25 protein-coding genes are annotated in these 22,338 nt (G+C 35.8%); 16 read left to right on the plus strand and 9 right to left on the minus strand.

All coding sequences use genetic code 11. The features are described 5' to 3' along the window. Positions 1 to 26 precede the first annotated feature (26 nt). From CPRO_RS07085 to CPRO_RS16215, 8 genes are all read left to right on the plus strand, one after another. Positions 27 to 752, plus strand: a complete 726-nt coding sequence (locus CPRO_RS07085) for a helix-turn-helix domain-containing protein (protein WP_066049635.1) — start codon at positions 27 to 29, stop codon at positions 750 to 752. A gap of 300 nt (positions 753 to 1,052) precedes the next feature. Continuing rightward, positions 1,053 to 2,405, plus strand: a complete 1,353-nt coding sequence (locus CPRO_RS07090; RefSeq protein WP_066049637.1) for a putrescine aminotransferase — start codon at positions 1,053 to 1,055, stop codon at positions 2,403 to 2,405. Between the two features lie 155 nt (positions 2,406 to 2,560). Continuing rightward, the gene (locus CPRO_RS07095) at positions 2,561 to 3,913 is read left to right on the plus strand and encodes an aldehyde dehydrogenase family protein (RefSeq protein WP_066049640.1); all 1,353 of its coding nucleotides are present in this window, start codon (positions 2,561 to 2,563) and stop codon (positions 3,911 to 3,913) included. Positions 3,914 to 4,322: 409 nt separating this feature from the next. Beyond that, positions 4,323 to 5,798, plus strand: a complete 1,476-nt coding sequence (locus CPRO_RS07100) for a Na+/H+ antiporter NhaC family protein (protein ID WP_066049643.1) — start codon at positions 4,323 to 4,325, stop codon at positions 5,796 to 5,798. Positions 5,799 to 6,244: 446 nt separating this feature from the next. Continuing rightward, positions 6,245 to 6,832 carry an RNA polymerase sigma factor gene (locus CPRO_RS07105; RefSeq protein WP_066049647.1) on the plus strand — a complete coding sequence of 196 codons (588 nt, stop codon included), beginning with the start codon at positions 6,245 to 6,247 and terminating at the stop codon, positions 6,830 to 6,832. Beyond that, positions 6,810 to 7,589, plus strand: coding sequence for a hypothetical protein (locus CPRO_RS07110; protein ID WP_066049649.1), 780 nt, complete (start codon positions 6,810 to 6,812; stop codon positions 7,587 to 7,589). The genes CPRO_RS07105 and CPRO_RS07110 overlap by 23 nt, the downstream gene beginning before the upstream one ends. A 414-nt stretch (positions 7,590 to 8,003) precedes the next feature. Further along, positions 8,004 to 8,156 carry a hypothetical protein gene (locus tag CPRO_RS16210; protein ID WP_422664673.1) on the plus strand — a complete coding sequence of 51 codons (153 nt, stop codon included), beginning with the start codon at positions 8,004 to 8,006 and terminating at the stop codon, positions 8,154 to 8,156. Then, on the plus strand, positions 8,111 to 8,263 hold the full coding sequence (locus CPRO_RS16215; protein ID WP_422664669.1) for a hypothetical protein: 153 nt from the start codon (positions 8,111 to 8,113) through the stop codon (positions 8,261 to 8,263). The genes CPRO_RS16210 and CPRO_RS16215 overlap by 46 nt, the downstream gene beginning before the upstream one ends. A 40-nt stretch (positions 8,264 to 8,303) precedes the next feature. Here the strand turns inward: CPRO_RS16215 and CPRO_RS07115 are convergent, their stop codons facing one another. Then, on the minus strand, positions 8,304 to 8,798 hold the full coding sequence (locus tag CPRO_RS07115) for an amidase domain-containing protein (protein WP_066049652.1): 495 nt from the start codon (positions 8,796 to 8,798) through the stop codon (positions 8,304 to 8,306). Between the two features lie 137 nt (positions 8,799 to 8,935). On the opposite strand from CPRO_RS07115, the gene CPRO_RS07120 reads away from it, so the two are divergent. The 5 genes from CPRO_RS07120 (at position 8,936) to CPRO_RS15750 (ending at position 10,983) form a co-directional block, all read left to right on the plus strand. Continuing rightward, positions 8,936 to 9,367 (plus strand): VOC family protein, encoded by a 432-nt coding sequence (locus tag CPRO_RS07120; protein WP_066049654.1) that lies wholly within the window; start codon positions 8,936 to 8,938, stop codon positions 9,365 to 9,367. A 410-nt stretch (positions 9,368 to 9,777) separates the two neighbouring features. Beyond that, positions 9,778 to 10,008, plus strand: coding sequence for a hypothetical protein (locus tag CPRO_RS07125; protein WP_143148977.1), 231 nt, complete (start codon positions 9,778 to 9,780; stop codon positions 10,006 to 10,008). Positions 10,009 to 10,087: 79 nt separating this feature from the next. Then, a complete protein-coding gene (locus CPRO_RS07130) occupies positions 10,088 to 10,351 on the plus strand; it encodes a hypothetical protein (RefSeq protein WP_066049664.1) in 264 nt (87 codons plus the stop codon). A gap of 44 nt (positions 10,352 to 10,395) precedes the next feature. Beyond that, entirely contained in the window at positions 10,396 to 10,560 is a 165-nt protein-coding gene (locus CPRO_RS15285; RefSeq protein ID WP_157881647.1) for a hypothetical protein, read from the plus strand. 57 nt (positions 10,561 to 10,617) lie between these two features. Then, positions 10,618 to 10,983 carry a hypothetical protein gene (locus CPRO_RS15750; protein WP_236782408.1) on the plus strand — a complete coding sequence of 122 codons (366 nt, stop codon included), beginning with the start codon at positions 10,618 to 10,620 and terminating at the stop codon, positions 10,981 to 10,983. Between the two features lie 253 nt (positions 10,984 to 11,236). On the opposite strand, the gene CPRO_RS07140 is transcribed toward CPRO_RS15750, so the two are convergent. Then, positions 11,237 to 12,631 carry a ferrous iron transporter B gene (locus tag CPRO_RS07140; protein WP_082754272.1) on the minus strand — a complete coding sequence of 465 codons (1,395 nt, stop codon included), beginning with the start codon at positions 12,629 to 12,631 and terminating at the stop codon, positions 11,237 to 11,239. A 25-nt stretch (positions 12,632 to 12,656) separates the two neighbouring features. After that, a complete protein-coding gene (locus tag CPRO_RS07145; protein WP_066049667.1) occupies positions 12,657 to 12,890 on the minus strand; it encodes a FeoA family protein in 234 nt (77 codons plus the stop codon). Between the two features lie 111 nt (positions 12,891 to 13,001). Here CPRO_RS07145 and CPRO_RS07150 point away from each other — a divergent pair, with 111 nt between their 5' ends. Beyond that, the gene (locus CPRO_RS07150) at positions 13,002 to 13,487 is read left to right on the plus strand and encodes a metal-dependent transcriptional regulator (RefSeq protein ID WP_066049670.1); all 486 of its coding nucleotides are present in this window, start codon (positions 13,002 to 13,004) and stop codon (positions 13,485 to 13,487) included. A 255-nt stretch (positions 13,488 to 13,742) separates the two neighbouring features. Here CPRO_RS07150 and CPRO_RS07155 read toward each other — a convergent pair whose 3' ends face one another. The 3 genes from CPRO_RS07155 to CPRO_RS07165 all read right to left on the minus strand — a co-directional run bounded on the left by CPRO_RS07155 (position 13,743) and on the right by CPRO_RS07165 (position 16,909). Next, the gene (locus CPRO_RS07155) at positions 13,743 to 14,393 is read right to left on the minus strand and encodes a class I SAM-dependent methyltransferase (protein WP_066049673.1); all 651 of its coding nucleotides are present in this window, start codon (positions 14,391 to 14,393) and stop codon (positions 13,743 to 13,745) included. Then, entirely contained in the window at positions 14,371 to 14,931 is a 561-nt protein-coding gene (locus CPRO_RS07160) for a PadR family transcriptional regulator (RefSeq protein ID WP_066049675.1), read from the minus strand. The genes CPRO_RS07155 and CPRO_RS07160 overlap by 23 nt, the downstream gene beginning before the upstream one ends. A 373-nt stretch (positions 14,932 to 15,304) precedes the next feature. After that, the gene (locus CPRO_RS07165; protein ID WP_066049678.1) at positions 15,305 to 16,909 is read right to left on the minus strand and encodes a family 10 glycosylhydrolase; all 1,605 of its coding nucleotides are present in this window, start codon (positions 16,907 to 16,909) and stop codon (positions 15,305 to 15,307) included. A 315-nt stretch (positions 16,910 to 17,224) separates the two neighbouring features. On the opposite strand from CPRO_RS07165, the gene CPRO_RS07170 reads away from it, so the two are divergent. Beyond that, positions 17,225 to 18,472 carry a shikimate kinase gene (locus tag CPRO_RS07170; RefSeq protein WP_066049681.1) on the plus strand — a complete coding sequence of 416 codons (1,248 nt, stop codon included), beginning with the start codon at positions 17,225 to 17,227 and terminating at the stop codon, positions 18,470 to 18,472. A 136-nt stretch (positions 18,473 to 18,608) separates the two neighbouring features. On the opposite strand, the gene CPRO_RS07175 is transcribed toward CPRO_RS07170, so the two are convergent. From CPRO_RS07175 to CPRO_RS07185, 3 genes are read right to left on the minus strand one after another with little or no spacing between them, the layout of a single operon-like run. Beyond that, the gene (locus CPRO_RS07175; RefSeq protein WP_312070280.1) at positions 18,609 to 19,160 is read right to left on the minus strand and encodes a permease; all 552 of its coding nucleotides are present in this window, start codon (positions 19,158 to 19,160) and stop codon (positions 18,609 to 18,611) included. After that, entirely contained in the window at positions 19,157 to 19,645 is a 489-nt protein-coding gene (locus CPRO_RS07180) for a permease (protein ID WP_066049683.1), read from the minus strand. The genes CPRO_RS07175 and CPRO_RS07180 overlap by 4 nt, the downstream gene beginning before the upstream one ends. Positions 19,646 to 19,703: 58 nt before the next feature. Next, complete coding sequence (locus CPRO_RS07185; RefSeq protein WP_066049685.1) at positions 19,704 to 20,156, minus strand: MarR family winged helix-turn-helix transcriptional regulator; 453 nt, start codon at positions 20,154 to 20,156, stop codon at positions 19,704 to 19,706. A 451-nt stretch (positions 20,157 to 20,607) separates the two neighbouring features. On the opposite strand from CPRO_RS07185, the gene CPRO_RS07190 reads away from it, so the two are divergent. Then, complete coding sequence (locus CPRO_RS07190) at positions 20,608 to 22,284, plus strand: methyl-accepting chemotaxis protein (protein ID WP_066049688.1); 1,677 nt, start codon at positions 20,608 to 20,610, stop codon at positions 22,282 to 22,284. Positions 22,285 to 22,338: the final 54 nt, after the last annotated feature.

The raw sequence follows: 22,338 nt of genomic DNA on the forward strand, positions 1-22,338 counted from the left end.
TGAACACAATTGATAATAATGATTTTATGATTCTAAATAGCATTGTTTATAAAATACATACAAATACTGATTTTTTAGCCATGAGAAAAGAACTTCTGGAACAATTGAAAATGATTATTGACTTTGATAGTGCAGATTTTCATCTTTCCAAAGGTGATGGCAGCATTTCTTTGATTTCTCGTGTTTCTTATAACAACAGCGGTTCTGTTGATTTTTCTAGAGTATATGAAGGGATTGACTATAGTCAGGGAATACTGGGAACAGGAAAAAGTATGGTTTACCGTGAAACCGACATTATCTCCGACGAAAAAAGAGTTGAAACTGAGTATTATAAAAATGTATACCAAGTGAATAATTGGCATTTTTCACTGCAACTGATTTTGGGATATAATGAACGCTTTCTTGGCGTGATTACGTTTTACAGACATAAAGAAAAGGAAGATTTTAAATATGTTGATGTATTTAAGATGCAACTGATAAAAGATCATCTTGCCTATAGAATCTACAAAGAGCAAGAAAGTGCTACAAAGTATGGAGATAAAATATCCATACAAGATGCAGTAGAGCTTTTTTGTTTGACAAAAAGAGAAAGTGGCATATTGGAATTGATGATGAGTGGATATAGTAACGAGGAGATTTGTGACAAAAGTTCAATTTCCAACAATACGTTAAAAAAACACGTTTTGAATATTTATCGAAAGTTAGGCATCAAAAACAGAGTGCAATTGTTTCGTATGATAATAGAAACATAACGAAAATATCAGAGGTATCGTATTTGGAAGTCGTTGTTAATCTATTTAAAAGATTACAGTGAGTTCAAATAAAAGTAGTGGATTATGAATAAGGATGCCGTAATCTTCTATAAGTTGAAATTCTATTCGCATTTAAGCCAAATTGAGGTGATAACCCTAGAAAAAAAGTACCATTAATCTTTTGTGTGTGAGAAGAGTGGAGGGATAAAAACCATTAAGAATCGGAGTGTAAAGGGATTGCTTTACACCAACGTCAAAGGTATTAGGTGGCTATTGTATGATGACTAGGGAGGAATACATATGAAATTTGAGGAAACAAGCAGATATTTGGAAAGAATTTTAGGCTATATTCATTCAAATGAAATCGATTCTTCTGACAAAGAATTGATGACAAAAGAAACGATACACCATTTTGATAACTATGTAAGCCCGGGTTGGTTAAAATATCGCAAATCTGTATCCACAAATTCCGCCATGTTAGAATGGCAAGATTATGATAGCAGCGTTGAAAGTTTATATGGGGAAGAATTTATTGATTGCTTAGGTGGCTTTGGTATTTATACTTGTGGACATAGAAACAAATATATTGTAGATACAGTGAAAGCTCAATTAAATCATCAAGCACTTCATTCTCAAGAATTATTAGATCCTCTTCGTGGCTATCTTGCAAAAGCTGTTTCTGAAATTACACCGGGGGATTTACAATATTGCTTCTTTACAAACGGGGGAGCGGAAGCAAATGAAATGGCATTGAAATTGGCAAGGGTTGCAACAGGTGGTCGGTGGTATATTTCAACTGTAAATGCTTTCCACGGAAAATCTATGGGGGCGGTTTCCATGGGTGGTAAAGGTACATATCGTACGCCTTATACACCAATGGTACAGCAAGTAGTGCACGTTGAATATGGTAATGCAGAAGATGCTAGAAAAGCCATCAAAAACTTAATTGCTGTTGGTGAAAAAGTTGCCGCATTTATTGTAGAGCCAGTTCAAGGGGAAGCCGGGATTATCATTCCTCCAGCCGGATACTTGAAAGAACTAAGAGAAATTTGTGATGAGTATAACGTTGCATTGATCTTTGACGAAATCCAAACGGGTATGGGTCGCACAGGTCATATGTGGAGATGTGAAGGGGAAGGCGTTGTTCCTGACGTCTTAACTTTTGGTAAGGCCTTTGGTGGTGGTGTTATGCCAATCACAGGCTTAATTTGCCGCCCTCATATGTGGACACAGGATTTGATTGACAATCCTTGGCTCCTTGGTTCACCTACATTTGGTGGAAACCCTGTTTGTTGTTCCGCAGCTTTGGCAACTATCAAATATATGATTGACAACGATGTTCCCGGTGAATGTGCAAGAAAAGGTGAATTGTTTAAAGTTGGCCTTGATGCATTAAAAGTGAAATATACTGATTTGATTGATGATGTGCGTGGCATCGGTTTAATGCTTGCAGTTGAATTCAAAACTTCTGAAATTGGTTATGAAGTAGCAAAAGGTATGTTTGCTCGCAAAGTAATCACAGCCGGCACATTGGTGAATGCAAAATGTGTTCGTTTTGAGCCGGCAGCAGTGATTACAGAAGAACAAATTGCACAAGTCATCCAACACATGGATGCTGCTTTAGCAGACACTAGATTATCTTTACAAGTGTGATAGAACCTAATTGAACAATGTTTTCCCCACATGGCAACGACTATTTCCATGTGGGGTAGATGATAATTTTGTTATTCCAATTTGACTAATTTCTTAAAGCCTTTTGCTATGGTTATGGGAATCGTTGAATGTTGGAGAGGAAAAGGAGGACGAACATGACAATCCAAGAGAAAATTGATAAAGCAAGAAAAGCTCTGGAGAAAATAAAGGATTACACCCAAGAGCAGGCTGATGAATTAGTTTATGCAAGTGCAAAAATCATTTATGAGAATGCTGTACCTTTGGCGAAGCTGGCAGTTGAGGAAACCGGCTTAGGCAAGTTTGAACATAAAATTGCAAAAAATACAGATACAGCTGCTGTTTTTTATGATTACTTAAAGGATAAAAAGTCCGTTGGAGTTATTAATGAAATTCCTTCGGAAGGTATTATAGAAGTGGCTCATCCGGTAGGTGTTATTGGAGCGATTACACCAGCAACAAACCCTACAGTTACACCTTTGGGTAACTTTATGCATGCCATCAAAGGTAAAAATGCTATTATTATTTCCCCCGCACCCCGTGCAGAGAAAACTACAACGGATACAATTAACTTAATTCGACAGGCATTGGTAGATAAGAATGCGCCTGCGGACTTAATTCAGGTAGTTTCCGGTGCTACAATCGAAAAATCTGTAGAATTAATGGAAAAATGCGATTTGGTTCTTGCAACAGGAGGCCCGGGACTCACAAAGGCGGCATATGCCAGCGGAACACCTGCCTATGGCGTAGGCCCAGGCAACCCTCCTGTAATTTTAGATAGAGACTTTGACCTTGAAGAGGCAGCCAAAATTACATTAGTAGCTGTTGGCAGTGATAACGGTATCCTTTGCGATGGAGATAACCTTCTACTTTACCCTGAGGAAAAAGAGGATAGATTATTTGATGAGCTAAGAAAAGTAGGTATGGTTGTTTACGAAGATAAAAAGGATGTTGCAAAATTCCGTGAAGCATTGTTCCACGGTGGAAAAATTGATGCTGATTTGGTTGGCAAGGATGCTTTTGTGATTGCAAAGGCGGCGGGGTTTGATATTCCTGCCGAAACAGAGGTACTTGCACTTAGAATTGAAGGCATAGGGAAGGATGAAATTTTATGCAAGGAAATAATGGGGCCTATTGTTGTGCTGAAGGCTTATAAAATCTTTGAAGAAGCCGTTGATATGGCAGTAAAAAACATGGTGGAAGCTGGTGGTATTGGCCATACGGGAGGCATTCTTACTAATAATAGAGAACATATTAGATATGCAGGGGAAAAAATACCTGTGGCTCGTTTATTGGTAAATCAGCCCACGCCAGATGCATGGGGTCCTGCTACGAATGGTTTGTCACCAGCAGTATCTGAAGGCTGTGGCACTTGGGGAAATAATATTCTGTCTGCCAATGTAGATTACCTTCATTTGGTGAATGTTTCTCGTATTGCTATGCCTCTTGCTGTAGAGCCATTGGTTTTGGAAGATATATTTAAAGATTAAGGGATTGCCAATTTGCAATCATCTTATTTGGCTAAACTAGAATAATCTCGTGTAAATATGCTTTTATTGTTGTGTTTGTTAAAATTGCAAATTAATTTTGGGGCTTTTTGAAAACTCCTTTTGCAGTTTTTTTAGAAAAAATCTATACTGTATGACGGCAAAACCGTTTACTCGTGGGTAAATATAGATGGTTTTGACAGTAGGCTAGAATATGGATTTGGCGCTGATTTTCTCAAATGCTCGTTTTTCCTTGGTTTACATATTTTTGAGATAAATCAACTCTTTTTTCAATATTTTATTTACTATTGATATCAGCTAGGATTTTTTACACATTTTGAATATGATTTTGACAAAAAGACAATAAAATGAAGTTTACAGAAAGCCCTTATTATAAAAAGGGGTTCGGTCTATGGAAAAAATGAATGAGCCATCAAAAAAAGACCTTATAAAGCAAAATTTAATTGTTTATGGAATTTTGCTTGCTGCATTTTTTGTTATAGGGATGTTGGTACCTGAAAATCCAGCAGATTTTGGGATGCTTTCCGTAATTCCGGCAGGATTTCTGATTATTTTTATTTTCAAAACCAAAAGAATAGTAGAAGGCTTGACATTAGCGATTATTTTGTGCTGTATTATGGTATATAAATTAGATTTTCTTGTTGCGTTTGCAGAAATTGCTACTAACACAATGATGAATGAGGATATTGCTTTTCTAATCATTGTGTGTGGTTTAATGGGTAGTCTGGTTGCTGTTATAGAAAAGAATGGTGGCGGATTTGCTTTTGGTAATTTCGTTGCATCGAAAGCAAAAACAGAAAAAGCATCTCTTTTTGGAACTATGTTGTGTTCTGCACTTTTCTCTATGGATGACTATTTAAGTTCATTAACCTCTGGTATTGCTATGACACCTGTTACTGACAGGCATAAAATTCCCAGAGAAATGACCGCTTATGTAATTGATACAACAGCGGCTCCGGTTTCTGTTTTAAATCCAATTTCCACTTGGGCAGTATTTATAGGTGGACTTATGGTTGCCAACGGTTTGGCTGAAGAGGGTCAACAGCTTGCAACTTATGTAAAAACTATACCTTTTAACTTTTACGCAATGTTGACTCTTATAGTAATGGTGCTTGTAGTTTTGGGAGTGATTCCAAAATTTGGACCAATGAAAGCGGCGTATGAAAGAGTAGCAGCAGGAGGACCGTTGGCTCCTCCGGGATCAGAAAAAATTGACATTCGTGCAGGCCAAGACATGGTAGTTCCTGAAAATCCAAAACTTCGTAATTTCTTTGTACCGATTATTATTTTGATAGCTGGCGTTTGTTACTTTGATTTTAATATGCAGATTGGTGTGATTTTGGCTATCTTTTTGGGTTTCTTGTTTTTTGTCTTCCAGGGAATGGATCCGGAAGTGTATGCGGAAGCAGTAATTCAGGGGTTGAAAAATATGCTTTTACCAATATTGCTTATGATTTTGGCTTTCTGTTTTGCAGATGCAAGTGAGCAGGTTGGATTTATTAGCTACGTAATTGATTTAGCTGTAAGAAATATTACGCTGCCATTGTTGCCTGTAACTGTTTTCTTGATATTTGCAGCTACCGAATTTATTATGGGGATTAACTGGGGGATGTATATTATCGCAATTCCCATTGTTGCACCCATTACCCTTGCTTTAGGCGGTGATATTGGTGTTACTATTGGTGCAGTGGCAGCTGCTGGTGTTTGGGGGAGCCATTGTTGTTTCTATTCAGATGCAACAATATTAACTTCTGCTTCTACAGGGTGTGATAACTTTAGACATGCGATTACTCAGCTTCCCTTTGGAGCAATTGCTGGTATAATTTCTGCAATAGGATATTTGGTTTTAGGTTATGTGATATATTGAAGAGAATATCATGTGATATGATATTCATTAGATGAATAATCATATAACTCACAACAATGAAATAAAATCGGATTATCAAAGCAACCTCATTCGTGAGATTGCTTTTTTTCGTTATAAATTATTATAGAAAGAATTGCTGAAAGAAGATAAAATCAAAGTATTGTAGCTGAAGCAGACAAAGTAATAAAGATTTTTAGACATATTTCTTTATTGTTGCTTAAATTTTGTGATATCTCAAGTATAATACAATGCTTAAAATTAGATCCGGTACCTTGACTTGCAATTTTGAGGAAAATTGAGGGCAAGTTGAGATTTCACTCTTAAAATGAAGGTATTGCATCCAATTTCAAAGGATTTAGAAATTTTTTTGAAAATTTTTCACTTTTTAATGAACCGATTTTAGGTTATAAGTCTCTTATATATGTGTACACAGAAAGGAGATTGCAATGATAGACAATAGTGCAGAACTTGTTCTGAAACTGCAAAAGGGCGATAAGTCATCTTTTGAAGGTTTATTTGATTTGTATAAGGATAAAGCGGTAAGAACGGCATATCTGATTACAAACAACAGAGCTTTGGCAGATGATATCGTACAAGAGGCTTTTATACTATGTTATTTCAAAATTGCAGATTTAAAAGATCCGACGAGTTTTAAAACATGGTTTTTCAGAATGTTAACAAGGCTTGCATGGAAAATGTCTGCGAAAGAAAAAGTATCAATACCGGTTGACAACATATTCGAGTTTGCAGAAACAGAAGATACTCATTTAGTAGAAGGAGAAATTATTGATAAAGAGGAATCTAAATATCTAATGGATGCGGTAGAACATTTGGAAATAAAGAAAAAGATTACAATACTTCTCTATTATTATAATAATTTCTCTGTATCAGAAATTGCTGAAATCATGGGATGCTTTGAAGGAACAGTAAAATCAAGGCTCCATGCTGCTAGGAAAATTCTAAGAAAAAGCATCGAGTGTGACAACACATATAGAATGGAGGCCAAATGCAATGAAATCACCGGAAAATTTTGAAGATAAGCTAAGAAAAGCTATATATGCAGAGGCAGATAAAATTTGTCCTTCAGAGGATATGTTTCTGCAAATAAATAGAAAGATTAAAAATAAAAATATGGAGGAAAAGAATATGAAATTATTTTCTATAAAAAAAACCAGAGGAATTTTAGTAGCGTGCATGCTGTTAGCATTTACATCAATCACATGTTTTGCAGCAGCAAAAATTGTTAGTTATACCAGTCATTCTACAAATAGTACCTTTGCTGAATTTCCTAGTGAAAAAGAAGTGAAAAAAGAGGCTGGATTTGTTCCAAAGTATGTCAATGAGCTTGCAGGGGGATACGCGTTTTATAATGGTGGTATAGGAGAAACAAATGCTGAAACAGAAGATGGAAGTGCTGTAGTGACACTGAAAACTGCCAATTTCTCTTATAAGAATGGAGATTCCACTGTAAACCTTTTGGTAGAAAACGGTATTATGCCTAGTGCAGATGAAAACGGAGAAATTGTAAAGATTTCTGCTAATGTTGAGGGAAGATATCATAGTGATATGTATAAAATTCTCCCACCTGATTATGTAATGACTGAACAGGATAAGGCTGATGCTGAAAGTGGAAAATATGTATTCTCTTATGGTTCAGAAGAAGTTGAAGTTCTTCATATGCAGCAAATTCAATGGGAAGACAACGGTATGTCTTATTCTTTGATCAATTCAGATGATAAAGTGGATAAAGATGTACTTGTTAAAATGGCTGGAGAAATCGTAAATAAATAAATCTTTAATTATTTTTGTGAAAAAACTATTCTGTATGAAGTTCGCAAATCTAAATTCAGTAGCAAGTAAAGAAATGAGAACAAAAGGATAAAAACTAAAAAATCACTCACATCCGTGGGTGATTTTTTAGTTTAAAACATAGACATAATTTCGTTTGTGATATCTTTGGCATTACATAAACTGTAATATAGAGTTGAGCGTGACTTTTTCCGGATAATACTTGAGTCAAAACTAACATTTACCTAACAATTTAGAAATATATGGAAATATAACGAAGAAACATGTATAATAAAGGACAAAACGCAAAGGTGAACTAAAAATAAAGATTCCGATTAGCGAGCAAATTGGAATTCGTAATGAGGGGAGTATAATGAATCATAGGGAAATGTATAACATAGAAACGGTAAACAAAATATTGATTTTAGAAGGGTTCAAAATCTAAAAGAGTATTTTGCAAATAACTTAATTTCGCTGACAACAGATATATCAGTCATTGAACAGTGGCAAGGTGGGACGTCGTTGTGCTTAAGAAGCATATTGGAACTGTGTCCGATAACAAAAATATAAATGGGTTATCTTTTGTAATTCAACATGCGTACCCATATCAGCTTCATTATGAAGAGGACATTCTAGAAAGTCGCAATAATATTGTTGGATATTACAGAATCAGCTGAATGTATGTTATTTTGTTCAACCTAAGTAACGCAAAGGTTACTAAGTGTTCACATGGGTAATGTGTAAAAAGCGAAGGCTGACGTAAGGGTAAGTATCCAGTGGGCGATTGTCAGCGTCAAAGGTATGTGCGGCGACAAGGACGTTAGAAGGAGAGGGAATATCCCCAACTGCAACAATTGTAGGGGAATGGCTAAAACCCATTCCGTCGAAAGAAAGCTGGACAATATCCCCGGGTTCTACCTGAGAAATATCTGACGTTACCCCCACAGGTCCTACTCCTAGGTTTTTTACAAGAAATTTATAAAGAAATTCTACACCAGTCCAAGCTGGTGCCCGATTGTTTAGGCTATAATAATACCAGCCGAAGGTTGGCTTGGGATTCATAACGCCTGAGCCGGCATACAACACCTGAGAAGTGAAATTTGTGCAGTCTCCTCCAAGGCGATCAAAATTGTAGTATCGTGGATTGCGTCCGTACGCCCATTGGTGGGCATATGCCACAGCTTTTTCTCTATCATAATATGTTTTTTTCATAGTCTTCACCTCTAAACTATTGTATGCGGATGGCAATGGGAGAATCATCGTTTTGTAATGAATGTAGTAACAAAAAGGTTAACATAGAAATAAGGTTGGAATTTGAATTTACTTGAATTTATAAGGAGGAAATAGATATGAATAAAATAACTTGTATTTGTTTAGGTGTAAGAAATATGGAAAAATCTATTCAGTTTTACAGAGATAAGCTAGGTTTTCTAACAGAGGAAAAGAATGATAATCCAACTGTTGTGTTTTTTAACACACCAGGAACTAAGTTTGAGCTCTTTCCATTGGAATTATTGGCGCAGGATATCAGTAAAGACGCTCCACCTGAAATATGCAGCGGTTTTGGTGGATTCACATTAGCCTATAATGTTAAACAAAAAGAAGATGTAGAAAAAGTAATTGAAGTGGCGAGAAGTGCTGGTGCCAAAATCGTCAAAGAACCTCAAGATGTTTTTTGGGGAGGATACCACGCATACTTTGCTGACATGGACGGTTATTATTGGGAAGTGGTGTGGGGGCCTGATTTTAAGTTTGATGAAAATGGCATGTTGATATTTTAAAAATTAAAGCTCATTTTAATACAGTAATAGCTTCTAAATCATTGCAAAAATAGGGAGACTTACGGAGTTCAATGACAATTTCATTAAAAACAATATACGATCAGATGTTTTAGCTTGCTTAAATAGAGAAAGCTCGATTAAGTTTTATAATTTTTTAAAGGCTAGTCTAATAAATGAGAGGACTATTTGAGTAAGATTTTAATTTGGATAAATTGGATAATATTAGAAATTTTAACCATTGAGATTATTTCTTGAACAACAAGGAATGCTAGTAGATCATTTTATAGACAGGTGACCTTATGAATAATAAAATAAAGTTATTTGTTACTTTTGTTGTGTTATCGTACTTTTTATATATATTAATAAAGTTCTTGTACCCCAAAATACTGATAACAACGATAGAACTACAGATGAAGCTATTCAAGGATAATGAGAAAGGCCCAACCGAGGTTTCCTTTGCCGTAGATAAACATATGTTTGTAGAGTCTGAAAACGGTTATGTTACATCTGCTGTTTGTGTACATAATGGTAAGTCCTACGTATTATCAGAAGATGAATATCTATATCTTCTGAATGGAGGAAAGATGGAAGAAGTATTAAGACAAAGGCAGAATTTGAATGTACCAATAGAGAGCCAGTAGTAGTAAAAATTTGATTGACTATAGCTATATGAAAGTTTTGTAAAATACTATATGGATTAGTCGGGAGGAGGCCATGAGTATGGATTATTCTTATCTTGATATGTTGAGACATTTAGAAAATGGCAGAGAGATTGAATTTGTTTACAGTGGTCATTACTATGCTATTATAAATGGTAGTAGAAAATGGTTTTTTTATATGGATCAACAGATTACTGAGATATGTGAGTTTGAAGAAAAGAGACAGCTGATAGAAAAAGTGGGAAGTATAATCTTGCAAAATGAAACATTGGAGAGTGTTATAAATAAAAAACGATATGACGAAGGCACACTATATATTTTATAATATAGTGTTGTTTGTTCTAATTTAACTTGTTATGAGGTAAAATTATGATTTATATTTTTAATGCTATTTTAGGCGGCGTAATATATTATATACACTATATTAATACTATAGAAAAAGAGAAGGTTTACGCAAAAGTAAATGCGGTATTAATTGCTATTTTTATATGGTGTTGTATTGGAAGTATAGGTTCTTTAATAAGTAACATATAAAACTAATCTAAAAATGTAAGTAAATGTATATTAAATATAATGGGAGTAATAAAAAGAATGAAAAAAAAGTATTTTTTTATATTTATTATTATTTTAATATTATTTTTTATTAGCTATAGTATATCAAATACAACAAATATTAAGAAGTATCTTAATAACGGAACTAAGATAGATACATATGCGAAAAACTTTATGCCTGCTATTGAGGATTTACCTAAATATCGGGATATATCATACAAATATAATCATTTTTCAATAATATTATTTGAGACAGAGGCAATAACACTTGTTGTTCACTATGATGAAGAAACATATGAAAAGGAAAAAGGAAAATTGACAGAAAAGTATAAGTTTTTAGACCACAAAGTTGTATCGGATTTGATAAAAATAAATATTATATTCCTGAATACGAATTTTCGATAAACAATTACGATTTTAAAGTTGTTGACGGAAAGGACAATTATGAAGCAATCTTTCCAAAGTCATTTGGTATGATTGGAATATCTGATGAAGAAAAAAGTATAGCTTATCTATATTTCTATGATTATGATTTAGATTATATACGAAAAGATAAGGATAGCCCTATGGCTGATTTTGTAAATGAGAATTTTAAATATGACTTTTAGAAATGAAATAAATTCACACTTTTCTTATATTTAGTACTATAGGTAATATTTCAACACCATATTATAACATAATAGCGATTTTTTAGATAAACTAAGACCCCCTTATGGGGGTTTTTATAATACAAAAATATATATACCATGCACATGGTAAGTGCTTGCTTTCCGCATGCATTACAACGTTTGAATGTTTTATCCAGATTATAGGCAACTCTGGGTAAGTATCCTGCATCCTCAAGCAATGTGAATAACGGAAAAAAGATTGCCATTGGCGGCAGCATAACTGAAACTACCCAAGCTAAAACACGATAAACTCCCAGCACAAGGATACCATGAAGCCAATCAGGTGCATTCACAAATTGAAAAAAAGCAGTTAAATAATCTTGTACTTTAAATAAGCAGCTGGATAATAACTGAGAAGGATAATTACTACCGGTAATGGTTAACCAAAATACCAATGCAAGGAGCGCCAGCATAATCGGATATCCTGTCGTCTTACTGGTTAATATTCTGTCTATATTTCGGTCTGAAGAATTATAGTTTTGATTTTCATATAAAACAGTATCCTTAGATATTTTTTCTGCAAAAGTAACAAGAGAAGTTACAATTTTATCTTTCAATTTATCTGGATCAAGATTACTGTTCTCCAGAATATTTTTTGCGTTTTCCAGAGCAGCAGAAAGCTCACTGTCACTGAAAAGAGAAACCCCTAAATAAGCGTTGATCTCTTTCAATAACTGTTCATCTTGCTCCAATATTTTTAAACTCAGCCATCGACTATTTAGTAAGTTGCCGTATTTTCTGCTTAGAATAGGCTCAATTGCTGAGATCGCATCTTCGATTTCTTCTGCGTACTGAATGGATAGGGGAGAACAATGAATTGTACCATTGGTTACTTTGTCAACAATATCCATTAAAGCAGAAAGACTCTTCCTTTTTCTTGCTATTGCGCCAATGACAGGAACGCCAAGATGTTTGGATAGTTTATCCACATCGATTTTAATATTTTTTCTGCGAGCCTCATCCATAAGATTAATACAAACAATGACATTTTTGGAAATTTCCATTGTTTGCAGTACGAGGTTTAAGTTGCGCTCTAGGCAAGTTGCATCACACACTACAATCACTGCATCAGGATTTCCGAAGCAAATAAAATTTCTTGCAACTTCTTCTTCGGCAGAATGAGCCATCAAAGAGTAGGTTCCAGGAATATCTACTAGAACGTATGACTGATTTTTTGTAGAACAATAACCCTGTGCATTTGTAACCGTTTTTCCGGGCCAGTTGCCGGTGTGCTGTTTCATACCTGTAAGACCATTAAACACAGTGCTCTTTCCCACATTTGGATTTCCAGCAAGTGCAATAATCTTATCAGTAGGTGATTGCTTAATAATTTCCAAACCAAAATCAACGGCATTTAATCCAATTGAACTATTCGTCAGCCCCATCTTGTTAATCCCCCTTACCGAATCTTTACTTGCGCGTTACAATGATTTTCTCACAATCCTCAGATCGAATTGCAATTACTGCACCACGAATTAAGAAAGCAGTAGGGTCACCGCCGGGGCTTCGACCGATACATTCTACGTCTGTGTTTTCAACCAGACCAATGTCTAATAAACGACGACGCATACTTCCCGTTGAGAGAAGAGCATTTACAATTGCGCTTTCTCCTGGATTTATATCATTCAAAGAATTCATATTCATAGTAAATCCGCCTTTCGAATAAATTTAGGTTAAGGAAACTTTCTATGAACATAGTATTCCGAGATTTGGGAAAGGTGACTGTCAAAGTGAATAAAATATAAGGGGAATTTGATGATGACGAAAGTAAATGGGTTTTATACTCTAAAAGGATATCAAATGAATGAAGGAGCTGAACTTACTACAGCAATGGAAGATTACCTAGAGATGATATGTCGGACTTCATTGGAAAGTGGAATTGTCCGCGTAAGCGATTTATCTAAGATGCTAAATGTTAAGCCTTCCTCTGCAACAAAAATGGTACAGCACCTTAAAGAGTTAGGATACGTAAATTCTGAAAAATACGGACAAATTGAACTGACAGAGGTAGGGGCTTCAGCAGGAAAGTATCTTCTATACCGCCATGATGTTATTTCTCGTTTTTTATGTATCTTAAACCAGTCCGAAAATGAATTGGAGCAAGTAGAAAAAATTGAGCATTTTTTAAATCGAAAAACAGTTGAAAATATTAGTAAGCTCACCCAACGCCTTGAGACTGAATGGAATCAACCTAAGCATAATGACATACAAACGAACATAAAAAAGAATAATGGTTCTTAGATCATCATGGTTATAAAAATTAAAATAGCTTTCTATCAGATTATTTCTCATAGTTCAACGATGGACAAGTTGATTAAGTAAGTGTTCTTTATTATTGCGGATTTTTCCTTTTTTTAATGAAGTTGTACGCATTGAATTGAAATATATAAAAAATTATTTGTACTCTTAACCTTTCAACTTTAAAGCATGCCAAATAAGTAAACGCCCCAAAAAAATGCTGAATTCTGAATAGGGGCGTTTTAAAAGGGTTGTATTTTATTTTTCACCTGCAATACAAAGACCAAAAAAGTTTCTTGTTACTATTGCATTTCTTAAATCGGAATGGCGAAGGAGTTCGATTATTTCAGATACAGTATAGGCTGCATTTAACGAAGTTAAAAGACCTCGGCGCATTTCCTTTGGTCGAGTAACATAATAAACCAGTGCTTTCTTTAAAGGATTTACATCACGACGTAAATCGGTGATGCAAAAACGGCCGCCATGTCGTAGAACACGATGAATTTCCTGAAAAGCTTCTAGAGGATTCTCCCATTCATGTAGAGAGCCGTTGGAGATAACCGTGTCAAAGCTTTCGTTTTCAAAAGGCATTTCCATACAGCTTCCTAAAACATATTGAGCCGGAAAATTATATTCAGATGCATTTTTTTGGGCAATGGAAAGCATGGCAGGGCTAATTTCGCAACCTGTAAGGGATGTTACACTGATTTTTTTCGTCAATTCTAACCCAACGTAACCTGGGCCTGGCCCAAGCTCCAATATATCTCCACCCATGATGCCGGAAGTAATCATCTCTGAGACACCATTCCATCCTTTGTCTCGCATTTCCCTGGCGAAAATATCAAAGGATTCTACTGTCAGTTCATCTTGAATACCTTCATTTGTTTCAATGATTCTCATTTTTACCATTGAATTTATCCTCCTTTAATGATTTTAATGATTTTTCCGCCCAAGCCAGCTCGGCTCTATAGTGGAAAAGATGGTGCTCGAAAATGATGTTGGCTGTGGTTTTGTACTCCTCGGGAATATATCTAATGGTTTCATTACGGTGCGCTTCAAGTGAAGAGAGGATTTTTTGTAGCTTTGCAATGTGACTGCTAAGACTTTTTATAAGTTCGTTGTTTTCTAAATAATCAGAAAAGTAAAAGGTTCCGTCAATATCAAAGGTGGGACGGTATTCTATGTTCAAAGTCTGTTGAAGAAGCTCTTTGAATTTATCTTCACCTGTGGTACTTACCTGATAAATTGTTTTTTCGGGACGAGCTCCCTGTTTCTCTCGTTGTGCAGTGATATAACCCAAAGTTTCCATTTTTTCTAAATGATAGTAGACAGTGGGGAGCTTAATTTGAGTGAAGTCCTCTAACTGTTCCTCCATCAATTTTTTAATCTGATACCCATGTTGGGGTCCAAACCGCAAGAGAAGTCCAAGAATATAAAGTGGAATCATAAAAATACTCCTAACAAATATAATTTTCTGTATACTCAGTATTGACTATATTTTATACTCAGTACTGAGTATTGTCAATATGAAATGATATATTTTATTAAATAACTGAACATTTTTCCTTGATTCCAAACTGTGCATTTGTTTTTAACAGCATCTAGTTCTGTTTATCGAAAGCTTATCATTATGTAAACTTAATATGTAGATAGAGAGATAGTGATAGAGTTCATGATGCTTATATGTAAACAACAGGGGAGGGAACCTCCAAACAAAGCTTAAAAAATGCTTTAAATTAAAAAAAGTAGGCAGAACCGAAATAAACGGCTCTGCCAATAAGTATTTTTGAGTACTACTTAAGAAACAGTTATAATCTGCTTTATTTGTAGGATTTTGTAGTGTCAATCCCGATGGTAGAGGTTTTCTCATCCCAAGTTACACCTACATCTAAAAGCTTTGCAACATCTCTAAGTTTATAATATGTATAATCGTTAATTGTAAATGCGCTGACGTTTTCTTGATTGCCATCCAAAAACAGCTTCGCAGTTGATGTGATTGCAGTTGTATCTTTTGCAAGAGCGCTCGTCCCTGTTGTGCCGGAATAGCTTAAACCTGTCAACAAATTGATGGATGCATCCTCATCATTCCAAACAGTATCAAATTGTTTTGCTGTGCCACTAATGGAATTGGCGATATCTCTTAGCTTAAAGTAGGTATAATCGTTAATGGTATACACCTCGAAAGCTGCGGGAGCACCGTTTACTGTAATTGATGCTTTTGTTGCGTATGCCTTTTTCTTTTCAATGATAGTTGGTGATTCAGGTTTTGTAGGCTGCGTTGGTGTAACTGCACTATAGTATTTCTTTAAAGCCGTGGCAGCACCTTGGCGATCATCAAATAAATCTCTCGCACTAAAGAAAATGCTTCCACTTACATTATAGCCTTCATTCACTTTCAGTTGCTCTGCAATCTCCTTCGCTACAACATCTTTATATATCCCTTGCCCGATATAAAGGGTAACACCTGTGTTTTTTACAAAATCACTCCACCATTTTACGAGAGTTTGATAATCAGCATATGCGTTGCCTTGTTCCCAGTAAAGTTGGGGTGTAATATAATCTATCCAGCCTTTTTCCACCCAGGTTTTTGCATCACCATAAACAGAATAATAGCCTTCACCGCCATTTGTTGCTGAACCCGAAGGGTCTGAGCTGTTATTTTTCCATATGCCCAAAGGGCTTATTCCAAACTGAACCTTTGGGTTCGTTTCTTTGATTTTCTCACTAACCATACGAACCATGTCATTAACATGTTGACGTCGCCCATTTGCTTCTGTACCGTCTCTGGTTTGACCTTCCGCTAATGGGTAATTTGTGGGGTAAAAGTAGTCATCAAAATGAATTGCATCTACGTTATAGTTTTTCACAACCTCCCCAACGGTATCTCTGATATATTCTTTAACTTCTGTTTTTGCAGGGTTATAATACATAGCACCATTATAGGTTATAATCCAATCGGGGTGCATTCTCGCCATATTATCGGAGGATAAAGCTGCTAAATCCGTGCCAGAGGTGGTAATCCGATAGGGATTCATCCACGCATGAAATTCCATGCCTCGTTTATGGGTTTCATCAATCATAAATTTCATAGGATCGTAACCGGGATCTTTTCCCTGTACTCCTGTTAAAACTGCACTCCAAGGATTTAAGTCTGATTCATAAAATGCATCACCTTTCGGTCTAACCTGAACCACCACTGCATTAACTCCTATGGCCTTTAGCTTATCCAATTTCTGTGTGAATTCAGCTTTTTGACCATTGATATTGTTTTGTACCGAGGGGTAGTCTGCGCTGTATACCGTTGAAATCCATACACCACGAAAATCCTTTGAGTCAGCGGCAAAAGCCGTTACGCAATTTACGTTGCCTGCTAACACTGTTACAGTTAGTAAAGCTGCTCTAAATTTTTTCAACCACTTTTTCATCATATTCTCCTATTAAATTACCATTATTGCCGTTTTTACCTATTCTAACATATTTTTTCCTATTTTGCCATTAAGAATATATTACAAAGGACTGGTATTTGATGGTATAAAAAATTCAAAAAAGAGGTCTTTCTTAACCTTATAAAAATTATTTTTTTCTTGTTTAAACTTGTTTGAATTTATCATTCAAAATTTGAAAGAATTAAAAATTTTTGAAGTGAGTTTTTTTCATTCAAGAAAACCTTATAAAACCGTTGCATATTTTTGACAGGTGTATTACCATAGGAGGATACCTAAGGATGTGAGGTGCATTATATGAGATACGGCTTAATTGGAGAAAAACTTGGACATAGTTTTTCCAAAATCATACATGAGCAACTGGCAGATTATACATATGATTTAATTCCTCTTTCAACTGAGGCTTTTCATCATTTCATGAAACAAAGGGATTTTCATGCAATAAACGTCACAATCCCATATAAAGAACTCGTTATGCCATATTTGGATTGTATTGATCCCAAGGCGGCGGCAATCGGGGCGGTTAACACAGTTGTTCATAGAGGCAATAAACTTTACGGTTATAATACGGATTATGATGGTTTTCGTTATATGTTAATGAAGCACAAAGTAAACCCAAAGGGGAAAAAGGTCTTGCTTTTGGGTAGGGGAGGAGCGGCAAAGGCTTGCATCGCCGTTGTGAAAGACATGGGCGTAGAAGAGGTTCTTACTGTGTATTATAAAGAAAATCCAGAAACAATTACCTACCAAGTGTGTTATGAAAGCCACAGGGATGCACAAATCATTATCAATACCACTCCTGTTGGTATGTATCCCAACACCGAAGAAAGTCCTATTGATTTAAAAGGGTTTGGCAATTTGGAGGCGGTGGTTGATGTTGTATACAATCCCCTGCGGACAAAATTTGTTTTGGATGGATTTTCCAAAGGTGTGACTGCTGTGGGCGGCTTAGAAATGCTCATTGGCCAGGCTAAATGTGCAGTTGAAATTTTTTTAGGTAGAAAGATGGAAAATACTTTGATTCAAAACCTATATACAGCTTTATTGGAAGAGAGAGGCAACCTTGTACTCATTGGGATGAGTGGCTGTGGAAAAACTACCTTGGGCAAGATGGCGGCTGAACGTTTGGGAAAGGTTTTTGTGGACATCGATGAAGAAATTGTAATGGAAATTGGTATGTCAATCAAAGAGTACTTTTCAAAAATGGGTGAATCCTCATTCCGTCTTATAGAAAGAGCCATGGTTCAAAAGTTTTCTAAGCAAAATGGACTGGTTATTGCTACAGGGGGTGGTGTAATCAAGAATGAGGAGAACATTGGTGACTTAAAACAAAATGGTCGCATTCTTTGGGTAAAGAGAGATGTTTCTCTGCTGGAGAGCGGCAATGGCAGACCTTTGGCGCCCGATGCTGAAGCCACAGCTCGCTTATATCGGGAACGGCTGCCTTTATATGAAAGGGCGGCAGAGATGGTATGCAATAACAACAGAACTGCTGAAGATGGACTAAAGGAGCTATTGGACAAATATAATCAACTATTGAGTTAAATTCTAATTCTTAAGAAGAAATGGTCAATAATGTAAAAATGAGAAATTGTTTTACCTTAAGTGTTTTTTCAGATAAAATCCGTTACCCAAACATAATAAACTAAAAAATCACACGAAAGTGTGATTTTTTTATGTCTTATATATCCAGAGATTCGGCGGCTTTATAAATTTCTTCCACCTCTTTTTTTGAGAGAGTTCGATTTAGAGTAAAAGCTATGAGAATAATTCCCGGGATATCCACGGCGAGGCGAGTCAAGGCAAATTTCATTCCCATGTATGTCATTTCAAACATCAACATAGGAATTTTTGTGGTGGACCAAGCGCCAATAAAAATCATTAGATTTGTAAATTTTACCCCTTTTTTCATAAAGACTGATGCAATGGGAAACGCTCCGTAAAGGGGTCCTGCTGCAAAGGAGCCGATAATAAAGGCTAGAAACATTCCTTTTAGCCCAGAATTTTCTCCCATATATTTAACCATAGTTTCTCTGGGAATCCAAACGTCCAGCAGTCCTAATAAAATGAACACAGGAGGAACAACCAAAAGCATTTGCGTAAGCTGAAAAAGGGAGATTCCTGCACTTTTCATTCCCACTTGAGGTTTGAATGTGGTCAGGATGCCTAATATAACCAAGCTGAAAAGAAAGAAACGATATCTTTTGAGAATTGTAAGCACTTTTTTCATCATGAACCCACCACCAAACGAATTATAATTGCAACGAAAAACGAGAAAATGAAGGCGAATAAATTTCTCAGCAGCGTAAGCTTTTTACCGAAAAATTTCATTTCTACTGGTATTGTAACTAAGCCTACCATCATGAGGGTAGAAATAAATGCCCCAATCTGCATATATCCGGCTCCCGCATCAACCAGTAGAGCTGCCGTAGGGAAGGCAACATAAGGGGGAATGAGTGTAATCGCCCCAACGGAACCTGCCAATACTACGCCGAACCATCCTGAATTTTCACCAATTAGCTGGGATATAACATCTGTATTTACAACTGCAAGCAAAATTCCTACTATTACAAGCAAGGACAGAACTTGTGGAAGAATATTCTCAAAAGATTTCCATGCTTTTTTTAATGCAAGCATGGATTTTTTTTTGTCCTTCACAAAGGAAATAACAAGTGCGATGATTGCTGCGAAATAAAATAAATAGGTTTGAATATCCATAGTTTATCTCCATACGAAAATGAATTGAAATGATGTAACTGAAACAAAAATAAGATGTTTATATTTCTCGGACATCCTCCTTTGTTATCCTTTCAAGCTTACTTATGATACGAAACAAATATTGATGCAAGTTATTTTTTTCATCATCATTCAGGCAGTCAAAGACTCTCACGGCTTCTTGAATGTTTTTTTCCATGAATTGTGCTGCTTTTTCCCCTTCTGTTGTTAAATAGATACACATGGCCCGCCGATCCTTTTCACTGGGAATACGGGTGATGTAACCATTTATTTCCAGTTTCATAATGATTTCCCCTATAGACTGGGAGCGTATATCCAGCCAATCCGACAGCTCTTTTTGCCGTATTCCGGGATTATGAAGCAAAAGGGATAAAATACGCCCTTGTCCTTGAAATGATTCCTTTTGGGCAATTCGATTCTTTTGATGATGATACCGGTGCATCAACCGATTGACTAGAAAGAATTGATCCATTAATTCCAAATTGTCCTGCATGTTGTGTCCCTTCTTTTATAAATTTATAGTCCATATTATACAGGTACCTTTATAAATTTTCAACATAAATATTTATCATTATTTTTATTGATTTATCAAGTAGTTTTAAATTAAGTTAATATTCATTTCTTACGTTAAACAATTTGACTTTGCAAGCATAATAAAATACGGAATTGCTTTAAGGAGTAGGCAAAAGTGAGATTATGAAATTTTACCCCAAAAAAGTCTTTTTGTTTATTAAGATTATGAAATATTATGGAAAATAGCAAGTTATCGTTGGATAATTTAACAATATTCGACATAATCTTCTAAAAAAATATTGACTGTAAATATATGAACAAGTATATTTAAAAAATAGAATTACATAAAGTAATTACAAAATCATTTGGTATGTAATTGTATTTAAACTATGGGGCAATACGAAGGATAAGAAGAGAGGGCGACTGATAGTATGAGGAATTTTAGTATTAGTAAGAAATTGAGCATTTCGTTTGGGATAGTGATTGCTTTAAACGTAATCACGGTAGTTTGTGCTGTTTTTTTAGGGATATACTCTATTAGAAATGATTTTAAGAATTTTTATGAAAAACCTTTTCATGCAACCAACTATACTCAGTCAGTCAGAAGGCAGATACAAGGAATTCAAAAAGATTTAGCTTATATGGTTATAGAAGAAGACCCTGAAAAATTAAAGGCTTGGGATGAAGATATTGATACCAGATCTGCTGATTTGGAAAACTTATTGACAAAGCTTGAGGGTGTGCTGGTGCAGCAAGAAGGTAAAGATAAGTTGGCACAGATTGTAGCAGATTCACCAAAAAGAGCTGAAATTCGTGAAAGGGTTATCACTGCTGCTTACGCAAACGATACTGAATTGGCTAGACGTATTATTAACGAGGAATATATTCCAGCTGCACAAAAAGCACGTGACTTGGCAGATGAAATTAATAATATCGCAATGGAAACAGCAAATAATTTTTATCTTAAGTCGGAGAAATCCGCGCAAGTTGTTACTTTGATTATTTTCACATTGTTCGGCGCAAGTTTTCTTATTGCAATTCTTATGGGTTTATACATTATTAAAAGTATTCGTAAGCCTTTGGCAGATATTGAGGCTGCGGCGAAGGACTTGGCAGAAGGCAATCTAAATGCAGTCGTTACATATGAATCTAAAGATGAGGTTGGTTCTTTAGCCAACAGTATTCGTACTTTGATTGAGAACTTAAATCGTTATATAGCAAATATTTCTTATGTTCTTGGACGTATGGCTGATGGAGATATGACAGTAAAGGTGGATATTGATTATCAAAATGATTTTTCGCCCATTAAACTTTCCATGGAACAGATCATTGCTGCATTGAATGAAACCCTTACGCAGATTCAAATTTCTTCGAAGGAGGTTACGGCAGGTGCTGATCAAGTATCCTCTGGCGCACAGTCTTTATCTCAGGGAGCAACGGAGCAAGCAAGCTCTATCGAAGAGTTGGCATCCAATATTGCTGAAATTTCTGAGCAGATTAAACAAAATGCAGATGGCGCAAAACAGGTTTACGATAATGTAAAAGAGACCACGGATGAAATCCATCTGGGTAATGAACAAATGCAAAACCTTGTTGCTGCTATGGATGAAATTACAAATACCTCTAATGAAGTACAAAAAATTATTCGTGCCATCGACGATATTGCATTCCAAACAAATATTCTTGCGTTGAACGCAGCTGTTGAGGCTGCCCGTGCAGGTGCGGCAGGAAAAGGTTTTGCTGTTGTTGCGGATGAGGTGCGAAATTTGGCTGGTAAGAGTGCTGAGGCCGCTAAGAATACCACAACATTAATTGATAATACAATTATTGCTGTAAATAATGGCACCAGGCTGGTGGACAGCGTGCGGGAATCCTTAAATAAAATCGATGAGAAAGGCAATCGGGTTATTGTCCTGGTTCAGGAGATAGCAGAAACATCCCAACAGCAGGCAGAAGCAGCCGAGCAAATTAATATTGGCGTCGAACAAATTGCCAGTGTGGTTCAGACAAACTCTGCCACAGCAGAAGAAAGTGCCGCTTCCAGCGAAGAGCTTTCAGGTCAGGCTGAAATACTGCAAAGTCAAATATCGAACTTTAAATTAAGATAATTTTCTCGGAAATTTTGGTATGACAAGAAGTGACTATAAGCTTTTTGATTTTAA

Origin of the sequence: Anaerotignum propionicum DSM 1682, from assembly GCF_001561955.1 — a bacterium.
Lineage (GTDB): Bacteria > Bacillota > Clostridia > Lachnospirales > Anaerotignaceae > Chakrabartyella > Chakrabartyella propionicum.